Source organism: Pseudomonas sp. NPDC089547 (assembly GCF_050280665.1).
In the GTDB taxonomy this organism is placed as follows: domain Bacteria; phylum Pseudomonadota; class Gammaproteobacteria; order Pseudomonadales; family Pseudomonadaceae; genus Aquipseudomonas.
Map to the genome: position 1 here is coordinate 1 of NZ_JBNNVS010000066.1, position 17,665 is coordinate 17,665.

Annotated in this window: 20 protein-coding genes; 12 read left to right on the forward strand and 8 right to left on the reverse strand. The window is 62.4% G+C overall.

Annotated elements, in window-relative coordinates; translation table 11 throughout:
* Window positions 1–357 precede the first annotated feature (357 nt).
* Window positions 358–1,245 carry a threonine/homoserine exporter RhtA gene (gene rhtA / locus ACQKPZ_RS26135; protein ID WP_391137952.1) on the forward strand — a complete coding sequence of 296 codons (888 nt, stop codon included), beginning with the start codon at window positions 358–360 and terminating at the stop codon, window positions 1,243–1,245.
* A gap of 190 nt (window positions 1,246–1,435) precedes the next feature.
* A complete protein-coding gene (locus tag ACQKPZ_RS26140) occupies window positions 1,436–1,717 on the forward strand; it encodes a hypothetical protein (RefSeq protein WP_021783182.1) in 282 nt (93 codons plus the stop codon).
* Window positions 1,718–1,759: 42 nt separating this feature from the next.
* Here ACQKPZ_RS26140 and ACQKPZ_RS26145 read toward each other — a convergent pair whose 3' ends face one another.
* Complete coding sequence (locus ACQKPZ_RS26145) at window positions 1,760–3,568, reverse strand: aminopeptidase P family protein (RefSeq protein WP_427543794.1); 1,809 nt, start codon at window positions 3,566–3,568, stop codon at window positions 1,760–1,762.
* Between the two features lie 190 nt (window positions 3,569–3,758).
* Here ACQKPZ_RS26145 and ACQKPZ_RS26150 point away from each other — a divergent pair, with 190 nt between their 5' ends.
* On the forward strand, window positions 3,759–4,871 hold the full coding sequence (locus ACQKPZ_RS26150) for a DUF3182 family protein (protein WP_427543797.1): 1,113 nt from the start codon (window positions 3,759–3,761) through the stop codon (window positions 4,869–4,871).
* Window positions 4,855–5,625, forward strand: a complete 771-nt coding sequence (locus tag ACQKPZ_RS26155) for an alpha/beta hydrolase family protein (RefSeq protein ID WP_427543800.1) — start codon at window positions 4,855–4,857, stop codon at window positions 5,623–5,625. The genes ACQKPZ_RS26150 and ACQKPZ_RS26155 overlap by 17 nt, the downstream gene beginning before the upstream one ends.
* On the opposite strand, the gene ACQKPZ_RS26160 is transcribed toward ACQKPZ_RS26155, so the two are convergent.
* On the reverse strand, window positions 5,604–5,984 hold the full coding sequence (locus tag ACQKPZ_RS26160) for an antibiotic biosynthesis monooxygenase (protein ID WP_427543803.1): 381 nt from the start codon (window positions 5,982–5,984) through the stop codon (window positions 5,604–5,606). The genes ACQKPZ_RS26155 and ACQKPZ_RS26160 overlap by 22 nt on opposite strands.
* 84 nt (window positions 5,985–6,068) lie before the next feature.
* Window positions 6,069–7,058 carry a GlxA family transcriptional regulator gene (locus ACQKPZ_RS26165; protein ID WP_427543806.1) on the reverse strand — a complete coding sequence of 330 codons (990 nt, stop codon included), beginning with the start codon at window positions 7,056–7,058 and terminating at the stop codon, window positions 6,069–6,071.
* An 82-nt stretch (window positions 7,059–7,140) separates the two neighbouring features.
* Between ACQKPZ_RS26165 and ACQKPZ_RS26170 the strand changes: the two genes are divergently transcribed.
* Complete coding sequence (locus ACQKPZ_RS26170) at window positions 7,141–7,689, forward strand: cysteine hydrolase family protein (RefSeq protein ID WP_427543809.1); 549 nt, start codon at window positions 7,141–7,143, stop codon at window positions 7,687–7,689.
* 10 nt (window positions 7,690–7,699) lie between these two features.
* On the opposite strand, the gene ACQKPZ_RS26175 is transcribed toward ACQKPZ_RS26170, so the two are convergent.
* On the reverse strand, window positions 7,700–8,263 hold the full coding sequence (locus ACQKPZ_RS26175; protein ID WP_427543812.1) for a helix-turn-helix domain-containing protein: 564 nt from the start codon (window positions 8,261–8,263) through the stop codon (window positions 7,700–7,702).
* A gap of 83 nt (window positions 8,264–8,346) precedes the next feature.
* Between ACQKPZ_RS26175 and ACQKPZ_RS26180 the strand changes: the two genes are divergently transcribed.
* From ACQKPZ_RS26180 to ACQKPZ_RS26210, 7 genes are all read left to right on the forward strand, one after another.
* Complete coding sequence (locus ACQKPZ_RS26180; protein ID WP_427543815.1) at window positions 8,347–9,297, forward strand: DMT family transporter; 951 nt, start codon at window positions 8,347–8,349, stop codon at window positions 9,295–9,297.
* A 149-nt stretch (window positions 9,298–9,446) separates the two neighbouring features.
* The gene (locus tag ACQKPZ_RS26185) at window positions 9,447–12,362 is read left to right on the forward strand and encodes a monovalent cation/H+ antiporter subunit A (RefSeq protein WP_427543818.1); all 2,916 of its coding nucleotides are present in this window, start codon (window positions 9,447–9,449) and stop codon (window positions 12,360–12,362) included.
* Complete coding sequence (locus tag ACQKPZ_RS26190) at window positions 12,362–12,706, forward strand: Na+/H+ antiporter subunit C (protein WP_003250128.1); 345 nt, start codon at window positions 12,362–12,364, stop codon at window positions 12,704–12,706. The genes ACQKPZ_RS26185 and ACQKPZ_RS26190 overlap by 1 nt, the downstream gene beginning before the upstream one ends.
* Window positions 12,703–14,382, forward strand: a complete 1,680-nt coding sequence (locus ACQKPZ_RS26195) for a monovalent cation/H+ antiporter subunit D (RefSeq protein ID WP_427543821.1) — start codon at window positions 12,703–12,705, stop codon at window positions 14,380–14,382. The genes ACQKPZ_RS26190 and ACQKPZ_RS26195 overlap by 4 nt, the downstream gene beginning before the upstream one ends.
* Window positions 14,379–14,867 (forward strand): Na+/H+ antiporter subunit E, encoded by a 489-nt coding sequence (locus ACQKPZ_RS26200; protein WP_427543824.1) that lies wholly within the window; start codon window positions 14,379–14,381, stop codon window positions 14,865–14,867. The genes ACQKPZ_RS26195 and ACQKPZ_RS26200 overlap by 4 nt, the downstream gene beginning before the upstream one ends.
* Complete coding sequence (locus ACQKPZ_RS26205) at window positions 14,864–15,142, forward strand: K+/H+ antiporter subunit F (protein ID WP_391137916.1); 279 nt, start codon at window positions 14,864–14,866, stop codon at window positions 15,140–15,142. The genes ACQKPZ_RS26200 and ACQKPZ_RS26205 overlap by 4 nt, the downstream gene beginning before the upstream one ends.
* On the forward strand, window positions 15,139–15,504 hold the full coding sequence (locus ACQKPZ_RS26210) for a Na+/H+ antiporter subunit G (RefSeq protein WP_427543827.1): 366 nt from the start codon (window positions 15,139–15,141) through the stop codon (window positions 15,502–15,504). The genes ACQKPZ_RS26205 and ACQKPZ_RS26210 overlap by 4 nt, the downstream gene beginning before the upstream one ends.
* A 12-nt stretch (window positions 15,505–15,516) precedes the next feature.
* Here ACQKPZ_RS26210 and ACQKPZ_RS26215 read toward each other — a convergent pair whose 3' ends face one another.
* The 4 genes from ACQKPZ_RS26215 to ACQKPZ_RS26230 all read right to left on the reverse strand — a co-directional run bounded on the left by ACQKPZ_RS26215 (window position 15,517) and on the right by ACQKPZ_RS26230 (window position 17,319).
* Window positions 15,517–15,729: a hypothetical protein gene (locus tag ACQKPZ_RS26215; protein WP_427543830.1), complete on the reverse strand. Its 213-nt coding sequence runs from the start codon at window positions 15,727–15,729 to the stop codon at window positions 15,517–15,519.
* Window positions 15,726–16,196 (reverse strand): hypothetical protein, encoded by a 471-nt coding sequence (locus ACQKPZ_RS26220; RefSeq protein ID WP_391137907.1) that lies wholly within the window; start codon window positions 16,194–16,196, stop codon window positions 15,726–15,728. The genes ACQKPZ_RS26215 and ACQKPZ_RS26220 overlap by 4 nt, the downstream gene beginning before the upstream one ends.
* Before the next feature lie 345 nt (window positions 16,197–16,541).
* Window positions 16,542–16,736 (reverse strand): hypothetical protein, encoded by a 195-nt coding sequence (locus tag ACQKPZ_RS26225; protein ID WP_391137904.1) that lies wholly within the window; start codon window positions 16,734–16,736, stop codon window positions 16,542–16,544.
* Between the two features lie 178 nt (window positions 16,737–16,914).
* Window positions 16,915–17,319: a TraR/DksA family transcriptional regulator gene (locus ACQKPZ_RS26230; RefSeq protein WP_391137901.1), complete on the reverse strand. Its 405-nt coding sequence runs from the start codon at window positions 17,317–17,319 to the stop codon at window positions 16,915–16,917.
* Window positions 17,320–17,665: the final 346 nt, after the last annotated feature.

The window sequence follows — 17,665 nt, forward strand, 5'->3', positions numbered from 1 at the left end:
CACAAGCACCCACACGAATTGCTTGATTCGATTTGTTAAAGAGCGTTTGGTTAAGAGCTTTTCGTCTCAACCGAGGCGCGCATTCTACGCTTTCCCCAGAGCCTGTCAAGCGTTTATTTTGAAGTTTTTTGCGAGAAACCCGTTTAGCTTCAAACACTTGACTCAACACGGTGGCTAGCTTTGCTTCGCTACCGCGTTGGAATGGTGCGCATTATAGGGCGGTCTTCGGGCAGGTCAACCTTTAATTTCAATGATTTGAAATATTTCCTGCGAAGTCACTTCAGGGCTATCACGCGCCCCAGCAATTGCGCACTATATTGCTCAACCTACACGCCACCCAAGGATCGCCACACCTAAATGAACACCCAACCCCGCAGCCTGGCCGCCACTCTCTTCCCGATCGGCCTGCTGCTTATTGCCATGGCATCGATCCAGTCAGGTGCCTCCCTGGCCAAAAGCATGTTCCCCGTGATCGGCGCGCAAGGCACCACCACCCTGCGCCTGATCTTCGCCAGCATCATCATGCTGCTTATATTGCGCCCGTGGCGGGTACGTATGACCGCCACCACCCTGCGCAACGTGGTCATCTATGGCATGGCGCTGGGTGGCATGAACTTCCTCTTCTATATGGCCCTGCAAACAGTTCCGATCGGCATTGCCGTGGCGCTGGAGTTCACCGGCCCATTGGCAGTGGCAATCTTCTCTTCGCGCCGGCCGATCGACTTCCTGTGGATTGCCTTGGCCATCGCCGGCCTGCTGCTGCTGTTGCCAGCTGGCCACGGTGGCCAGGCACTCGACCCGGTGGGCGCGGCTTATGCGCTGGGCGCTGGCGTATGCTGGGCCCTCTACATTCTCTTCGGCCAGCGCGCCGGGGCCGAGCACGGTATCCAGAGTGCAGCCTTGGGGGTGGTGGTCGCCGCCCTGTTTGTTGCCCCCATCGGTATCGCCCACGCGGGTAGCGCACTGCTCACGCCTGCCTTGATCCCCGTGGCCCTGGCCGTTGCAGTGCTGTCCACCGCCCTGCCCTACAGCCTGGAAATGATTGCCCTCACGCGCATCCCGGCGCGCACCTTCGGCACTTTGATGAGCATCGAACCGGCATTCGGCGCACTGTCCGGCCTGCTGTTCCTCGGCGAGGTGCTGACGTTCACCCAATGGCTGGCGATTGGTGCAATCATCGCCGCTTCGGTTGGCACTACCCTGTCCATGCGCAAGGAGCCCACCCCGGCCGTCGCAGCGGATTGATATGAGAAATATTTTCATTTGAGACAGGATTAGTGATTGTAGCCGCCCGCCTCGCTGATTAAGCTGTCACAGAATCATCATCTTTACGCTATCTACTGGACCGAACACGGACGCTGGGGATATTTCAGGACGAATCAAAGCGATAACGACAGGGCCAGGCAACTGATCCACCCTGCATTTAAGGACAGGAATGAAACGTATTTTTCTCATCCTGGCCATCTTGGCTATTGCTGGATGTGCCGCTACAGCCAAGACTGAGGTCAAAAGGGGCAAGAAGGGCCTGCATATCAATTGCTCTGGCCTGTCTTCCTCGTGGGACAACTGCTACAGCAAGGCCGCTAGCTCTTGCAGTACGCGCGGCTACCGGGTTATTGCCCGCTCGGGTGATAACGATGAAGAGGCCGGTGACTACCTGTTCGGCATCAACCCGGCGGGCTACACCAGCCGCAGCATGATCGTCATCTGCAAATAGAAAAAGGGCAGCTCGCGAGCTGCCCTTTTCATTTGCCTTTCTTTATAGCGGCGCTGTACGCATCTGCAGCCAGGCCAAGGCATCGCCCTTGAGCAAGGGTGCTAGACGCTCCCGCACATTGATGTGATAGCGATTCAGCCATTCCAGCTCGTCTTTCGTCAGCTGCTCGGGTAGCAGGCAGCGGGTATCGATCGGGCACAGCGTCAAGGTCTCGAAATGCAGGAAGTCGCCGAAGGCGCTCTTGCCGGCCTCGCGATTGACCACCAGGTTCTCTATGCGCACGCCCCATTGCCCCGGGCGGTACGTACCTGGCTCGATCGAGCTGATCATACCCGCTTGCATTGCCGTCTGCGGCGCGGGTGCCGCCTGGTAGGCGATCACCTGTGGCCCCTCGTGCACGTTCATGAAGTAGCCTACGCCGTGCCCGGTGCCGTGCCCGTAATCCACCTGGTCGGCCCAGATCGGCGCCCGGGCAATGGCATCAAGCAACGGCGACAGCACCCCACGCGGAAAAGTCGCACGCGACAAGGCAATCATGCCTTTGAGTACCCGGGTGCAATCCTGCTTCTGCGGGTAGCTGGGGTTGCCCACTGGCACCATGCGGGTGATATCGGTGGTACCCCCCAGGTATTGCCCGCCCGAGTCGATCAGCAGCAGCCCGTCACCCTCGATGACCGCATGCGACTGCTCGGTGGCGCGGTAATGCGGCATGGCACCATTGCCATTGAAGGCGGCAATGGTCGAAAAGCTCAGCGATACGAAGTTCGGGCGCCGGGCACGTGCGGCACTCAACTGCTCGTCAATTGTCAGTTCGGTGATTGTCTCATTGCCCAGGCTGGCCTCCAACCAGGCAAAGAACTCGCACAAGGCGGCGCCGTCCTGCTCCATGGCCTGGCGAATGTGCACCAGGTCTTCATCACCTTTGCATGATTTGCTCAAGGTGGTGGGGTTGATCCCCTCGATCAGCGCCACCTCTGTAGGCAGGTTCTCCAGCAGGCCGCAGGTGACCCGCGCCGGATCCACCAGCAACCGGCTCCCGGCAGGGACAGCACTGAGTGCCTTGCCCGCTTCGCCGTAGTCGCGCACCTCGATGCCATCGGCTGCCAGCACCTGGCGCAAATGTGCGTCCAGCTTGTCCTGACCAACGAACAGAATGGCCTGCTGCTGATTGATCAAGGCAAAGGCCAGGAATACCGGGTTGTAGGAGACATCGCTACCACGCAGATTGAACAGCCATGCGATGTCATCGAGGGTAGCAATGAAATGCCAGTCGGCGCCCTTGGCCAGCATGCCATGGCGCAACTGCGCGAGTTTTTCCGCCCGGTTCACCGTCGCATGCGGCGGTAAATGCTGGTACACCGGGTTGCCCGGCAGCGCCGGGCGCCCATCCCAGACTTGCCCCAACAGATCCTTGTCGGTGACCAGCCGCGCGCCGCGCGCTTTCAGCCGCTCACCCAGCTGGCGCGCCGAGGCCAACGCCATGACCGCACCATCCACCGCGACGCTGCCGTTTGTCTCGACGTTTTCGCCCAGCCATTCCAGCGCCCCGGGTTTGCCGGGCAACAGTTTCATCAGTTCGATACCGCTGCCGGCCAGTTCGTGATCCGCCTGTTCCCAGTAGCGGCTATCCACCCACAACCCGGCAAAGCCGGACGTGACCACCAGTGTGCCAACCGAGCCGTAAAAACCCGACAGCCACTGGCGCCCCTGCCAGTAACCGGGCAGGTATTCGGAAAGGTGAGGGTCGGCCGAGGGTACCAGCAAGGCATTGATGCCCTCTGCCGCCATGGCCTGACGCAGGCGTGCCAGGCGCTGTGGCACGCTTTGCTCAAGGGGGGTCTGGACGTTCATGCGCTCTCCTGCGGCTACATCACGATTGATCCAATAGGCCGATAATGGAACAGCCGCCAGAGCCCTGCAATCGCAACCTGAATTAACCGGAAGCGTCCTACAGCACCCGCACCACCGATCAACTCTCGCTGAACTTCCATACGGTATCGGCTTCACACACAGTACATTCATTGCACACAGGCAACCGACCATGCCCAGTGCCTGCAAACCTAAAACCGGCGTGGTACTGCTCGACACCCGCACGCACACGCCCGAACATGAGCATGCCGTACACCTCAAGCTCGCCGATGGCCTGGCCCGTCTGTTGAGCTGCCAGTGCGTACAACCCGATAACTCGCCCTCGGCCAGCGACGGCTACTACTACCTGCCTACCGAAACCCTGATCGACAGCAAACGCTATGCCCCCATGGGCATCTGCTGTGAGCAGGACTTGTTCGGCGGGCTGGTTGCGTCCCCCTACATGGCGACCAAGGCCATCTCGCATCCATTGCCGGCCGGGGCCAGCTTCCCGCCGGGCTGGACCGATGCCTTCGCCCGACAGGCATGCGACGCCTTGCTGCGCGGCTACACGGTATTCAGCAAGGCCGATGCGCGCACCGCTGCCCAGCTACTGCTGGCCGATGGCCCCTTGCGAGTCAAGCCCGTGCTGGCTTGCGCAGGCCGCGGGCAGCAGGTCATTACCACGGCGAATGCGCTGGAGCCATTACTGGCAGGCATGAATGACGAAGCGCTGGCGCTCTGGGGCCTGGTACTCGAAGAAGACCTGAGCGACGTACAAACCTTCAGCGTCGGCCAAGTACGCGTGGCCGGCCTGACCTGTAGCTATCACGGCACCCAGCAACTCACCCACGACCACCAGGGCACCGAAGTATACGGTGGTTCCGACCTGGTCGTTGTACGGGGTGACTATCAAGCGTTGCTGCAATTACCGCTGGAGGACCACCTGCGCCTGGCCATCAACCAGGCCATGGCCTACGAACAAGCCGCCGAACAGCACTTCCCGGGCTTCATCGCCTCCCGGCGCAACTACGACATCGCCCGCGGCATCGATGCCCAGGGCCACCTGCGCAGCGGTGTGCTGGAACAGTCCTGGCGGCTGGGCGGCGCCAGCAGCGCCGAGTTGCTGGCATTGCAGGCTTTTACCGATGACCCGGCGTTGCAGCGGGTCCGCGCCTCCACACATGAAGTGTTCGGCACACCTGACCTGCCCACTGACGCCACCCTCTTCTATCAAGGAAACGACAGTGAACTCGGACAACTCAGCAAATTTGCACGGATCCGCGAACATGACCATTCAGAGTGAAACTATTGAACTGCAAGTCGAAAACGACTGCATTGTCGCCACCCTGGTCAGCCCCGGCAGCAAAATGCCGGGCATTCTCTTCGTCCATGGATGGGGCGGCAGCCAGCAGCGTGACCTGGCCCGCGCCCGGCACATCACCGGGCTGGGGTGCGTGTGCATGACCTTCGACCTGCGCGGCCACGAAAAGACCGAAAGCCAACGCCTGATCGTTACCCGAGAGCAGAACCTGCAAGATTTGCGGGTGGCCTACGACCGGCTGCTCAGCCACCCGGCCGTAGACAGCAGTGCCATTGCCATCATCGGCAGCAGCTATGGTGGCTACCTGGCTACCTTGCTGACCCGCGAGCGACCCGTCAGGTGGCTGGCCTTGCGGGTACCCGCGCTGTATTGGGATGACGAATGGCACACCCCCAAACAAACCCTCGACCGCCAACGCTTGAATGCCTACCGCCGCAGCCCGCTGGGCCCGGCAGACAACCGCGCGCTGGCGGCCTGCGCCGAGTTTGGCGGGGATGTGCTGCTGGTGGAGTCCGAGCAGGACGACTACGTGCCGCACAGCACACTGATGAGCTACCGCTCGGCATTCGCCAGCGCCCACTCGCTCACCCACCGTATCGTCGACGGCGCCGACCATGCCTTATCCAGCGAAGCCAGCCAGAAGGCCTACAGCTCGATCCTGGCAGCATGGATCAGCGAAATGGTCATAGGTGCCCGCCTCGACCGCTATCCGCATTACGCCCCTTGGTATGCCTGAGGCTCCCCTACCTCACAATGCAGGCCGCCGTCGGTGCCGCGCACCAGGCTGCGCAGGGTCTGGTAGGCAGCAAAATTCAACCCGCTCGCCTGATGCTGCGCCAGCAACTCAAGGAAGGGTTCCTCGACGAAGTACACGGCTGCTGCCGACCAGGCCTGGCGTGACTGCCATTGCAGGTACTGCAACACCCGGCTGCCATCGTCACTGGCCTGGATGCTGACACCCTGCAGCCCTTCACAACGCGCGGCCAGCACTTCGCTACGCACCACCAGGGCCTGGACCAACGCTTGCTGGCACATGCTGGGAACCTGGTACTCGATCATCTGGGTGAACCACAGGGGGTTAGGGCTTGCCAACATTGGCGGTCTCCTGGCTACGGGCGCGTGCAGCGCGATGCCGAGCAGGGTAAAACCTCAAGTAAAGTCAAGGTCAAGCGGTTTTCATCAGCCCTGGCCGGGTACTGCAAAACGCCGCCGATAGTCACTCGGGGTAAGGCCGGTAATGCGCTGGAATACCTTGCGGAACGCGCTCGGGTCTTGATAACCGACACCCCAGGCGATCTGTTCGACATTGCGCCGGGTAAACTCCAGCAAACGGCACGCCCGCCCTACCCTCACCTGCTGGCAATACTCGGTCGGGCGCAGCCCGGTAGCCGCACGAAAACGCCGCAGGAACGTACGCGCTTCCAAACCGGCACACGCCGCCATGGCGGCAAGGTCGCCTTCCTGCCCGCCATTGCCCTGCAACCAGTGCTGCACTTTAAGCACTGCCTCATCCCCGTGATCCAGGCGCGGGTTGAACACCGCCCCAGGCAGTGGTGCCGCGACCGGGTCCACGGCCAGGTAGCGGGCCGTCTCCCGCGCCACAGTGGCCCCCAGAAAACGCTCCAGCAGGCGCAAGCCCAGCCCGGTCCAGGCCATCAGCCCGGCAGATGTCACGATATCACCGTCGTCCAGCAACGGCTGCTGGGCCTCAACCCGCACGCGGGGGAAGCGCTGGGCAAGTGCCTGCACATAGTTCCAGTGGGTACAGGCCGGGCGGCCGTCGAGCAGGCCGCTGGCGGCAATGAAAAATACCCCGATACACACCGACGCCAGTACGGTACCGCGATCGTGCAGTTGGCACAGCGACGCGCGGTGACGCTCGAGCAACTCGGCTTGCGGGGCCGACTCCAGGCTCGGCGGAACGATCAATACACGCAGCCCTGCCGAAGCCACGGCAGGGCTGTCCTGGGCAGCCAGCAGCAGCCCGGCCTCATCAACCTGCCAGAAACTGACGCGCACTTGTGGCAATTCGACCGCTCCAAGTTCGGCCGCAACCCGGTTGGCCACCAGAAACAGGTCGGCCAGGCCATGCACGGCGGCGCGCTGCACGCCGGGGTATAGCAACAGGCCGATGTCCAGGCTGGCAGGAATGTCAGTTTTTGCCCGCATAGTGTCGTTCGCGCCAATCCTCAGGTTCGTGCACACAGCCTATAACTAACGCCTACCAACGACTACTGCCACAGGAGGCAGCATGAACAAGCAGGCGCTGATCATCATCGACATCCAGAACGACTACTTCCCGGGCGGCAAGTGGACCCTCGATGGCGCCGACCGGGCGGCCGACAACGCTGCCAGGCTGCTGGCTGCGGCGCGCCAACGCGGCGACCTGGTGGTGCATGTGCGCCATGAGTTCGACAGTGCCGATGCGCCATTCTTCGCACCTGGCTCCCAGGGCGCAGCCATTCACGCCAAGGTCGAACCGGCAGCAGGCGAGCCGGTGGTGCTCAAGCACAAGGTCAACGCCTTTCTCGGAACCGACCTTGAGCACACGCTGGACCAGCATGGCGTCGAGGCCCTGACCATCATCGGCAGCATGAGCCACATGTGCATCGACGCCGCCACCCGTGCGGCGGCCGACCTGGGCTACACGGTGACCGTGGCGCATGATGCCTGCGCAACCCTGCCGCTGGAATTCGACGGCAAGCAGGTGCCGGCGGCGCAGGTACATGATTCGGCGATGGCGGCGCTGGCGTTTGCCTATGCCAAGGTGGTGAAAACCGAGGAGTTGCTGGGCGGTTGAACGGGCAACCTCAAATCACCACATTACGCACGAAGCGCACCGCAACGGCACCATCGTTGCGGTAGGCATACCGGCAGTTGCTGGGGAATACATGAAACTGCCCCACCTGCAGGCAGTGCTCGGCCCCTTCGATGACCAGTGTCAGCTGCCCTTCGGCCACGTAGATCTGCTCGCTCCAGCCTTCGGCATCAGCCTCGCTGGAGTAGCACTCGCCCGGTGCCAACGTCCACTCCCAAAGCTCCACCTCGCGCCGTGCAGCGCTGGTTCCCAACAACACTGCCCTGCTCTGCGGGTGCTCACCGGCCCAGGCCAGCTCCTCGATGTGGCCGGGGTCACGCTGGTCAGGTGCCTGGATCAGGGTACTGAAAGCCACCCCCAAGGCTTCCGCGATCAGGTCGAGGGTGGTCAGGCTGACGTTCTTTTCGCCCGCTTCGATCGCCACCAGCATGCGCCGGCTGACCCCGGAGCGCTCGGCCAACGCTGTCTGGCTCATGCCGGCAGCGTTGCGCAAGCTGCGCACATTAAGGCTGACGTGTTGCAGCACCGATGCCCGGTGCGAAGAATCTTTGTGCACTATATTGCTCACAGGTCAAGATTGCGCAGTATACTGCCCACTTTGCGGCGATTGTGCGCCGCCCCCTCCGAGTGCGCAAGACCATGAGCCAGGCCAGCAACAAACCAACCCCTACCGTTACCTTTCGCCTGAGCAAGGCGGAGCTGGTGCTGGTGTTCATCACCATGCTGTGGGGTGGCACCTTCCTGCTGGTACATAACGTGATGACAGTCAGCGGCCCGATGTTCTTCGTCGGCCTGCGCTTTGCGGCAGCCGCACTGTTCGTTGGCGTGGTCTCGGCGCGAGCCTTGCCCGGGCTGACCTTCACCGAACTCAAGGCCGGCATGCTGATCGGCGTGTCGATCATGCTGGGCTATGGCTTGCAAACCATGGGCCTGCAAACCATCAGCAGCAGCCAATCGGCGTTTATCACTGCACTGTACGTGCCGTTCGTGCCGCTGTTGCAGTGGCTGGTGCTGGGCCGTCGCCCAGGCCTGATGCCCAGCATCGGTATTTGCCTGGCGTTTGTCGGCCTGATGCTGCTGGCCGGGCCGGAAGGCGGCAGCCTGCACTTCAGCGAGGGCGAGGTTGTTACCTTGGTCAGCGCCGTCGCCATTGCCGCCGAAATCATCCTGATCAGCCGCTATGCCGGCCAGGTCGATGTGCGCCGGGTCACCGTGGTGCAACTGGCCACCGCTTCGCTGCTGGCGTTCCTGATGATTGTGCCGACCCAGGAGCGCATCCCCGACTTCTCCTGGCTATTGCTGGCAAGCGCAGTGGGCCTTGGCGCCATGAGCGCAGTGATCCAGGTGGCAATGAACTGGGCGCAGAAGTCGGTCTCGCCCACCCGTGCCACTCTCATCTATGCCGGTGAGCCTGTATGGGCCGGCGTCGTCGGGCGCATTGCCGGCGAACGCCTGCCAGGCGTGGCGCTGCTCGGCGGTTTGCTGATCGTGATCGCAGTGGTGGTCAGCGAACTCAAGGTACGCCGCCCCCGCGAAACCACCGAGGTACAAGAAGCGCAAACTGAAGGCGAACGCCAGGCCGGGCTGTAAAGTCGCCAACAGCGACTATGCTTTGTAAAAAACTGTTATAAAAAAACAGCTTGTAACAGCCTGTTTGTAGGATTCTGCGACAGCTTGCGTGTTGGTGATCACCCCCTCGGCACGTATGATCCTTGGCAAACCTTTCAGAATAGAACGCTATGTCATTGATAGTGCTATTGCTTCTGCCGTTCGTGGGCAGTTGCCTGGCAGCCGTGCTGCCGCACAACGCACGTAACGCCGAGTCCATTCTCGCCGGGCTCGTGGCCCTGGTCGGCACCGTCCAGGTAGCACTGCTGTACCCTCAGGTTGCCCACGGGGGCGTCATTCGCGAAGAATTTCTCTGGCTGCCCAGCCTGGGGTTGAACCTGGTGCTGCGCATGGACGGCTTCGCCTGGCTGTTCTCGCTGCTGGTGTTGGGCATCGGCACGCTGGTTTCGCTGTATGCCCGCTACTACATGTCGCCGCAAGACCCAGTACCGCGCTTCTTCGCCTTCTTCCTCGCCTTCATGGGCGCCATGCTCGGCCTGGTGATCTCCGGCAACCTGATCCAGCTGGTGTTCTTCTGGGAGCTGACCAGCCTGTTCTCCTTCCTGCTGATCGGCTATTGGCACCACCGTGCCGACGCCCGGCGCGGCGCCTACATGGCGCTGATGGTGACCGGTGCGGGCGGCTTGTGCCTGCTGGTAGGGGCGTTGCTGCTCGGCCATGTGGTCGGCAGCTACGACCTGGACAAGGTCCTGGCTGCCGGCGACACCATCCGCCAGCATGCGCTTTACCCGGTGCTGCTGCCCCTGATCCTCATTGGCGCCCTGAGCAAGAGCGCACAGTTCCCCTTCCAGTTCTGGCTGCCTCACGCCATGGCAGCACCCACGCCGGTTTCGGCCTATCTGCATTCCGCCACCATGGTCAAGGCCGGAGTGTTCCTGCTGGCGCGCCTGTGGCCGGTGCTGTCGGGTAGCGAAGAATGGTTCTGGATTGTCGGCGGTGCCGGCGCCCTCACCCTGCTGCTCGGCGCCTTCGCCGCCATGTTCCAGAACGACCTCAAGGGCCTGCTGGCGTACTCGACCATCAGCCACCTGGGCCTGATTACCCTGCTGCTGGGCCTGAACAGCCCGCTGGCCGCCGTTGCCGCAGTGTTCCACATCCTCAACCACGCTACCTTCAAGGCCTCGTTGTTCATGGCCGCCGGCATCATCGACCATGAAAGCGGTACGCGGGACATCCGCCGCCTCAGCGGGCTGATCCGCCTGGTGCCCTATACCGCCACCCTGGCCATGGTGGCCAGCGCCTCGATGGCCGGCGTCCCCCTTATGAACGGCTTCCTGTCCAAGGAAATGTTCTTCGCCGAAACGGTGTTCATCAGCTCCACCGCCTGGGTCGAAGCAACGTTGCCGGTAATCGCCACACTGGCCGGCACCTTCAGCGTGGCCTATGCCCTGCGCTTTACCGTGGATGTATTCTTTGGCCCCACCGCGCAGGACCTGCCCCATACGCCCCACGAGCCGCCACGCTGGATGCGTGCGCCAGTCGAGCTGCTGGTGCTTACCTGCCTGGTGGTGGGCATTTTCCCCGCCCAGTCGGTTGGCCCGCTGCTGGCTGCCGCGGCCCTGCCTGTAGTAGGCGGCACCCTGCCGGAATACAGCCTGGCCATCTGGCATGGGTGGAATGCGCCACTGATCATGAGCCTGGTGGCCATGAGCGGCGGTATCGTGCTGTACCTGTTGCTGCGCAAGCAGCTGCGCCTGGGCCGCTTCCCTTACCCACCGGTGATCGAGCGTTTCAACGGCAAGCGCCTGTTCGAGCACGGCCAGGTTCACCTGATGGTGCTGGCACGTCGCATCGAACGCCTGTTCACCAGCCGCCGCCTGCAGTCGCAGCTGTTCATGCTGGTGCTCGCGGCCTTCCTCGCCGGCCTCACGCCCATGCTCTACAGTGGCCTCAGCTGGGGCGACCGGCCGAAAATTCCGGGTTCGGGCGTGTTTGTCGCGCTGTGGCTGATCGCAATTGCCTGCGCCATCGGCGCCGCCTACCAAGCCAAATACCACCGCCTGGCGGCACTGATCATGGTCAGTGTCTGCGGCCTGATGACCTGCATCACCTTTGTCTGGTTCTCTGCACCCGACCTGGCCCTGACCCAGCTGGTGGTCGAAGTGGTCACCACCGTACTCATCCTGCTTGGCCTGCGCTGGCTGCCGCGGCGTATCGAAGGCGTTTCGCCGTTACCCGGTAGCCTGGAGCGTGCGCGCATGCGCCGCCTGCGCGACCTGCTGCTGGCCGTGCTCGTCGGTGGCGGCATGGCCGTATTGTCCTACGCCATGCTGACCCGGCCAACGCCCAACGACATTTCCTCGTTCTACCTGAGCCGGGCACTGCCCCAGGGCGGCGGCACCAACGTGGTCAATGTCATGCTGGTCGACTTCCGCGGCTTCGATACCCTGGGTGAAATCACCGTGCTGGTGGCCGTGGCGCTGACCGTATTCGCTCTGCTGCGACGCTTCCGCCCTCCGAAAGAGAGCATGCAGCTGCCGGCACAGCAGCGCCTGCTGGCGCCTGATGTGGTCACCGACCTTATCAACCCACGCCACGCCACGGACACTGCCCTGGGCTTCATGATGGTGCCTGCGGTGCTGGTACGCCTGCTGCTGCCAGTCGCCCTGCTGGTGTCGATGTACCTGTTCATGCGTGGCCACAACCAGCCAGGCGGGGGCTTTGTCGCCGGCCTGGTGATGTCGGTGGCGTTCATCCTGCAGTACATGGTGGCCGGCACCCAGTGGGTCGAGGCGCAGATGAGCCTGCGTCCGTTGCGCTGGATGGGCACAGGGCTGCTGTGCGCGACCCTGACCGGGGTCGGCGCCATGCTGCTGGGCTACCCGTTCCTTACCACTCACACTGCCCACCTGCACCTGCCGCTGCTGGGTGATGTGCACGTGGCCAGCGCGCTGTTCTTCGATGTCGGCGTGTACACGGTGGTGGTCGGCTCGACCCTGCTGATCCTCACTGCCCTGGCGCACCAGTCGGTGCGCGCCTACCGCCCGGGCAACCCGGCGAAAACCAGCCAAGCAGGAGCCGCCTGATGGAAGAAGTGATTGCAGTCGCCATCGGCGTGCTGGCCGCCTCGGGGGTGTGGCTGATCCTGCGCCCTCGTACCTACCAGGTCATCATGGGCCTGTGCCTGCTGTCGTACGGGGTCAACCTGTTCATTTTCAGCATGGGCAGCCTGTTCATCGGCAAGGAACCGATTATCAAGGATGGCGTCACCCAGGACCTGCTGCACTACACCGACCCGCTACCCCAGGCGCTGGTGCTCACCGCCATCGTCATCAGCTTTGCCATGACCGCACTGTTCCTGGTGGTGTTGCTGGCTTCACGCGGCCTGACCGGTACCGACCACGTGGATGGCCGGGAGCGTGACGAATGAGTGGTATGAGTCAACTGATCGTAGCCCCCATCCTGCTACCACTGATTACCGCTGCAGTCATGTTGCTGCTGGGCGAAAAGCACCGGCAGATCAAGGCCCGGCTGAACCTGCTGTCAACCTTCGCCGGCCTGGCCATCGCAGTCAGCCTGCTGCTGTGGGTGCGTACCCAGGGGCAGGCGGAGTCGATCGGCGTCTACCTGCCGGGCAACTGGCCGGCACCGTTCGGTATCGTGCTGGTAGTGGATCACCTGTCCGCGCTGCTGCTGACCCTTACCGGGGTCATCGGCTTCAGCGCCCTGCTGTTTGCCCGCGCCCGCTGGGACAGCGCCGGGGCCAGCTTCCATGCGTTGTTCCAGATTCAGCTGATGGGCCTTTATGGCGCCTTCCTTACCGCAGACCTGTTCAACCTGTTCGTCTTCTTCGAAGTGCTGCTGGCCGCCTCGTACGGCTTGCTGCTGCATGGCTCGGGGCGCGCGCGGGTGCGGGCCGGCCTGCATTACATCGCCATCAACTTGTTCGCTTCCTCGCTGTTCCTGATCGGCGCAGCGATGTTGTACGGCGTGACCGGCACCCTGAACATGGCCGACCTGGCACTGAAGGTTCCACTGGTGCCGGAGGCCGACCGTGGCCTGCTGCATGCCGGCGCGGCCATCCTGGCAATGGCCTTCCTGGCCAAGGCCGGTATCTGGCCGCTGAACTTCTGGCTGGTGCCGGCCTACGCGTCGGCCAGCGCGCCCGTAGCTGCACTGTTCGCCATCATGACCAAGGTCGGCTTGTACGCTGTGCTGCGCCTGTGGACGCTGCTGTTTTCCGGGCAAGCCGGGGCCTCGGCCCATTTTGGTGGCGAATGGCTGGTGTATGGCGGCCTGGTGACCCTGGCAGTGGCGGCTGTATCGATTCTGGCCGCACAGCGCCTGGAGCGGATGGCAGCCCTGAGCATTCTGGTTTCGGCGGGCACCCTGCTCGGCGCCATCGGCTTTGCGCAAGCAGCATTGACCGGCGCGGCGTTGTTCTACCTGGTCAACTCGACCCTTGCCCTGTGTGCGCTGTTCCTGCTCGCCGAACTGGTCGAACGTTCGCGCTCGGCCAATGAGATGCCGCTGGACGACGAAGAAGACGTCATGCCACCACCGCTGGAATCGCTCCACCCGCCCAAGGGCATCAACCTCGACGACGAGCAAAAGGTGGTGATCGGCCAGATCATCCCATGGACCATGGCCTTCCTTGGCCTCAGCTTCATCGCCTGCGCCTTGTTGATCATCGGCATGCCACCGCTGTCAGGCTTTGTCGGCAAGCTCAACCTCATCAGCGCACTGTTCAACCCGCAGGGCCTGGGCGTGCCGGCCGAGCAGCCGCTGAGCGCTGCGGGCTGGGCCCTGGTGGCGTTGCTGATCCTGTCGGGCATGGCATCGCTGGTCGCCTTCGGCCGTGTCGGCATACTGCGTTTCTGGAAGCCCGAAGAGCGCCCGTCGCCCGTACTGCGACGCTATGAGTGCCTGCCTATCGTGATCCTGCTTGGCCTGTGCATCATCCTCAGCCTCAAGGCCGAGCCGCTGCTGCGTTACACCCAGGACACCGCCGCCAGCCTGCAGACGCCAGACACCTACATCAAGGCGGTGATGGCAGCCAAGCCGATTCCAGGCCCAACCTCGCTCGACACAGGGGTGCAGCCATGAACCGACTGTTCCCCGCCCCGCTTCTGTCGGTCTCGCTGTTCGGCCTGTGGCTGCTGCTCAACCTTTCGGTAAGCCCCGGAAACCTGCTGCTGGGTGCCGCATTTGGCGTACTGGCCCCGCTGCTGATGGCACCGCTGCGCCCCCAGCATGCCCATGTACGCCGGCCGCTGGTCATCGCCCGCCTGATCGGCCGGGTCGGCATCGATGTGATCATGTCCAACCTGCAGGTAGCCCGTAGCGTGCTGCGCGCCGGCAAACAGCCACCACGCTCGGCATTCGTGCATATCCCGCTGGCCCTGCACGACCCCCATGGCCTGGCGGCGCTGTCGATGATCACCACCGTAGTACCCGGCACGGTCTGGTCTGAACTGGCGCTGGACCGCAGCGTGCTGCTACTGCATGTATTTGACCTGGACGATGAGGCGGTCTTTATCCAGCACTTCAAGGACACCTACGAACGCCCGCTGATGGAGATTTTCCAATGACAGGCCTGCTCGCCCATGCTGTTCTCGCCAGCCTGTTCATCTTCGCCCTGGCCATGGCGCTGGCACTGGTCCGGCTGTTCCGTGGCCCGTCCGCCCAGGACCGGGTATTGGCGCTGGACTACCTATATATCCTGGCCATGCTGACCATGCTGGTGCTGGGCATCCGTTATGCCAGTGACACCTACTTCGAAGGTGCCCTGCTGATTGCGCTGTTCGGCTTCGTCGGCTCGTTTGCCCTGGCCAAGTTCCTGCTGCGTGGTGAGGTGATCGAATGACCGAAACCCTGGTACTGCCCTTTTGGCTCGAAGTGGTCACGGCCGTGCTGCTACTGACCGGCAGCGTGTTCGCCCTGGTGGGCGCAATAGGCCTGGTACGCCTGAAGGATTACTTCCAGCGCATGCACCCGCCGGCGCTGGCCTCGACCATTGGCGCCTGGTGCGTGGCACTGGCCTCGATCATCTACTTCTCGTGGCTGAAGGAGGCGCCGGTGCTGCACGCCTGGCTGATTCCGATCCTGCTGTCGATCACCGTGCCGGTGACAACGCTGCTGCTGGCCAGGGCCGCACTGTTTCGCAAGCGCATGTCGAAGGAGCCGGTGCCCGAAGAAGTCAGCAGCGGCGGCGACCGCGGCAACTGAAGCGCCGCCGCCTCACCCTTGGCTGAGGCGCTGCAACTCTCGCCGGACCATCGCGGCATAAGGGGGCGGGCCGAGCCGGTACAACTCACCCGCTACCCAGCCCAGCCACCCACCTTGCAGCGCCTCGCGCCTGGCCAGCAAACGCTCGGCCTCGGCTACGGCATCGGCTTGATGCTGCCGATGAAACTCCGCACGCGTGGCAGGCGCTTCATCACTGTCGGTCATTCACTGGCCTTGAAGGTAGTCAGCTCACCTTTGCGCCATTTGGCAACCTTGCCGGTCACCGCCTTCAGCAATTTGCCCAGGCCTTCCTGCACTTGTTGCTGCGCAGCGAAGACCAGCATCACGCCATGCCCCTCGCGGAACACGATGCCCTCACCTTCAGGCACCGACACGAAGGCATAATCGCCTACGCCATAAACATTCAACTTGATTTCGCGAAAGCGCATTTCCAGCTTGCCGCCTTCACGGCTGGGCAATACAGCAGCGCGGAAGTGGTCACCCACTTTCAGTTCGAGACGCTGTTTGTCATCGACTACCAATGCGTCCTCGGTGTCGATTTCGGCCATGTACAGGCCTTCGGGGTTCTGCTCGGTCACATAGATAAAGCGGCCCTGGAACAGGTGGGCCAATTTACCGCGCAAGTCGCCCAAGGCGAACAACGCATGGGTATCAAGTGTGCTGACTGCCAATGAAGTAATCCTCAACCGGTTACAACCCGCCCTCACCCAAGCTCGGGGAGGCACGGCCATTTCTTGTCGATAGGCGAAAAGAGTAATAAAGCGGTATACGAAATGTCTGTGCCCGCTGACGATGCAGCGCGCAGGAATCTTTACTCTGGTTTGCCAGATTCGCCTTCAACCGAAGGCGCATGGCTCATTCCCGGATCGGGAAGCGTGATGCTGAGATCACTCGCCATTAAACGCAATCAAGGGAGCGAGCCCGCAAGAAGACAAGCCCTGGCATCCGTGTGCGCATTTACTGTAGGACAAATATGCCCGAAAACACCGAAACCCGTCGAGAGGCAATAAACATTTTCAGGCGGCCAGGCCTTTCTTCAGTTGCTGCTGCCAGGCCACCTGGCACTCCAGCGCTTCCTCACGCGTGGCGAATGCAGTGCCACGGCGTTCTCCATTGACCAGCACCACCCAGCAGATGCGTTTACCCAGTGCCTGCAACGTGGCCGGCACACCTGAGCCAATCATCACGGCTACATCGACTCGGCTATTCATCATCCCCTCCGGAATTAATTAGCCACCTAACGATATTGCCATGATACGCCTGTCGCCAGCGAGGTAACAGCGCTCCCCGGTACATCAGTGTTACGTACAAGGCAACAAAACCGACTGCCCGCAAGAAACGCAAAAAGCCCCAGGGATCGCTCCGTGGGGCTGACACCGCGCGCGGGGGTTATACCTGGCGCTGGTGGCGGTCGAGCTGCTCGTGGCGCTCTTGGGCTTCGATGCAGTACTTGGTGGTCGGGCTGATCAGCAGACGCTTCAGGCCAATCGGCTCACCACTATCATCGCACCAGCCGAAGCTCTCGTCGGAGATCCGTTCCAGGGCCATTTCCAGCTGAGGCAGCGAGCGCTGGTCGCGGTCGATTGCATTGACCAGCCAGCTCCGCTCTTCTTCAACCGAGGCCACGTCGGCAGGGTCGGACGGGGTGTCCAGGCCTTCGATGGTGGTGCGGCTGAGCTCGATGCGTGCATGGGTTTCGACTTTCATCGCCTGCAGCAGCTCTGTGAAGAAGGCCAGCTGTTCAGCGTTCATGTAGTCATCGGCCGACATGGCCAGCAACTGTTCCTTGGTCATCGATTTCTCTATGAAAAAATGTGCATTTGGGCGATTCATGTGCCGCCGACGCCTTGGCATCGGCCGCGGAATTCTTCAAGCGCCAACCGGCACTCTTTTACAGGGGGCGGCAGTCTAAGGTGCCACGTCGCGTGGAGCAACTGCAAATGGGTGCGAATTTGCTTCCGATGCTTACAATCCGCTGGTCGGTGCCTTCAATGCAACTCCGTTGCCTCCAGCATACTGAGAATCTGACGCTGACGCTGACGCTGGCTCTTGATCTTGATCTTGATCTTGATCTTGATCTTGATCTTCGCGACTTCAGGAGGCCGAGCGGAGGGATTGCGGAGGGAGGTGACGGGCATGG

Bases quoted from the DNA above. Each gene is read 5' to 3' on its own strand.
- ACQKPZ_RS26230 (WP_391137901.1), bottom strand. From the start codon at position 17,319: ATGACCAAGGAACAGTTGCTGGCCATGTCGGCCGATGACTACATGAAC.
- ACQKPZ_RS26165 (WP_427543806.1), bottom strand. From the start codon at position 7,058: ATGCGGGCAAAAACTGACATTCCTGCCAGCCTGGACATCGGCCTGTTG.
- ACQKPZ_RS26180 (WP_427543815.1), top strand. From the start codon at position 8,347: ATGAGCCAGGCCAGCAACAAACCAACCCCTACCGTTACCTTTCGCCTG.
- ACQKPZ_RS26150 (WP_427543797.1), top strand. From the start codon at position 3,759: ATGCCCAGTGCCTGCAAACCTAAAACCGGCGTGGTACTGCTCGACACC.
- ACQKPZ_RS26185 (WP_427543818.1), top strand. From the start codon at position 9,447: ATGTCATTGATAGTGCTATTGCTTCTGCCGTTCGTGGGCAGTTGCCTG.
- ACQKPZ_RS26225 (WP_391137904.1), bottom strand. From the start codon at position 16,736: ATGAATAGCCGAGTCGATGTAGCCGTGATGATTGGCTCAGGTGTGCCG.
- ACQKPZ_RS26170 (WP_427543809.1), top strand. From the start codon at position 7,141: ATGAACAAGCAGGCGCTGATCATCATCGACATCCAGAACGACTACTTC.
- ACQKPZ_RS26205 (WP_391137916.1), top strand. From the start codon at position 14,864: ATGACAGGCCTGCTCGCCCATGCTGTTCTCGCCAGCCTGTTCATCTTC.
- ACQKPZ_RS26200 (WP_427543824.1), top strand. From the start codon at position 14,379: ATGAACCGACTGTTCCCCGCCCCGCTTCTGTCGGTCTCGCTGTTCGGC.
- ACQKPZ_RS26160 (WP_427543803.1), bottom strand. From the start codon at position 5,984: ATGTTGGCAAGCCCTAACCCCCTGTGGTTCACCCAGATGATCGAGTAC.
- ACQKPZ_RS26145 (WP_427543794.1), bottom strand. From the start codon at position 3,568: ATGAACGTCCAGACCCCCCTTGAGCAAAGCGTGCCACAGCGCCTGGCA.
- ACQKPZ_RS26155 (WP_427543800.1), top strand. From the start codon at position 4,855: ATGACCATTCAGAGTGAAACTATTGAACTGCAAGTCGAAAACGACTGC.
- ACQKPZ_RS26210 (WP_427543827.1), top strand. From the start codon at position 15,139: ATGACCGAAACCCTGGTACTGCCCTTTTGGCTCGAAGTGGTCACGGCC.
- ACQKPZ_RS26140 (WP_021783182.1), top strand. From the start codon at position 1,436: ATGAAACGTATTTTTCTCATCCTGGCCATCTTGGCTATTGCTGGATGT.
- ACQKPZ_RS26195 (WP_427543821.1), top strand. From the start codon at position 12,703: ATGAGTGGTATGAGTCAACTGATCGTAGCCCCCATCCTGCTACCACTG.
- rhtA (WP_391137952.1), top strand. From the start codon at position 358: ATGAACACCCAACCCCGCAGCCTGGCCGCCACTCTCTTCCCGATCGGC.
- ACQKPZ_RS26215 (WP_427543830.1), bottom strand. From the start codon at position 15,729: ATGACCGACAGTGATGAAGCGCCTGCCACGCGTGCGGAGTTTCATCGG.
- ACQKPZ_RS26190 (WP_003250128.1), top strand. From the start codon at position 12,362: ATGGAAGAAGTGATTGCAGTCGCCATCGGCGTGCTGGCCGCCTCGGGG.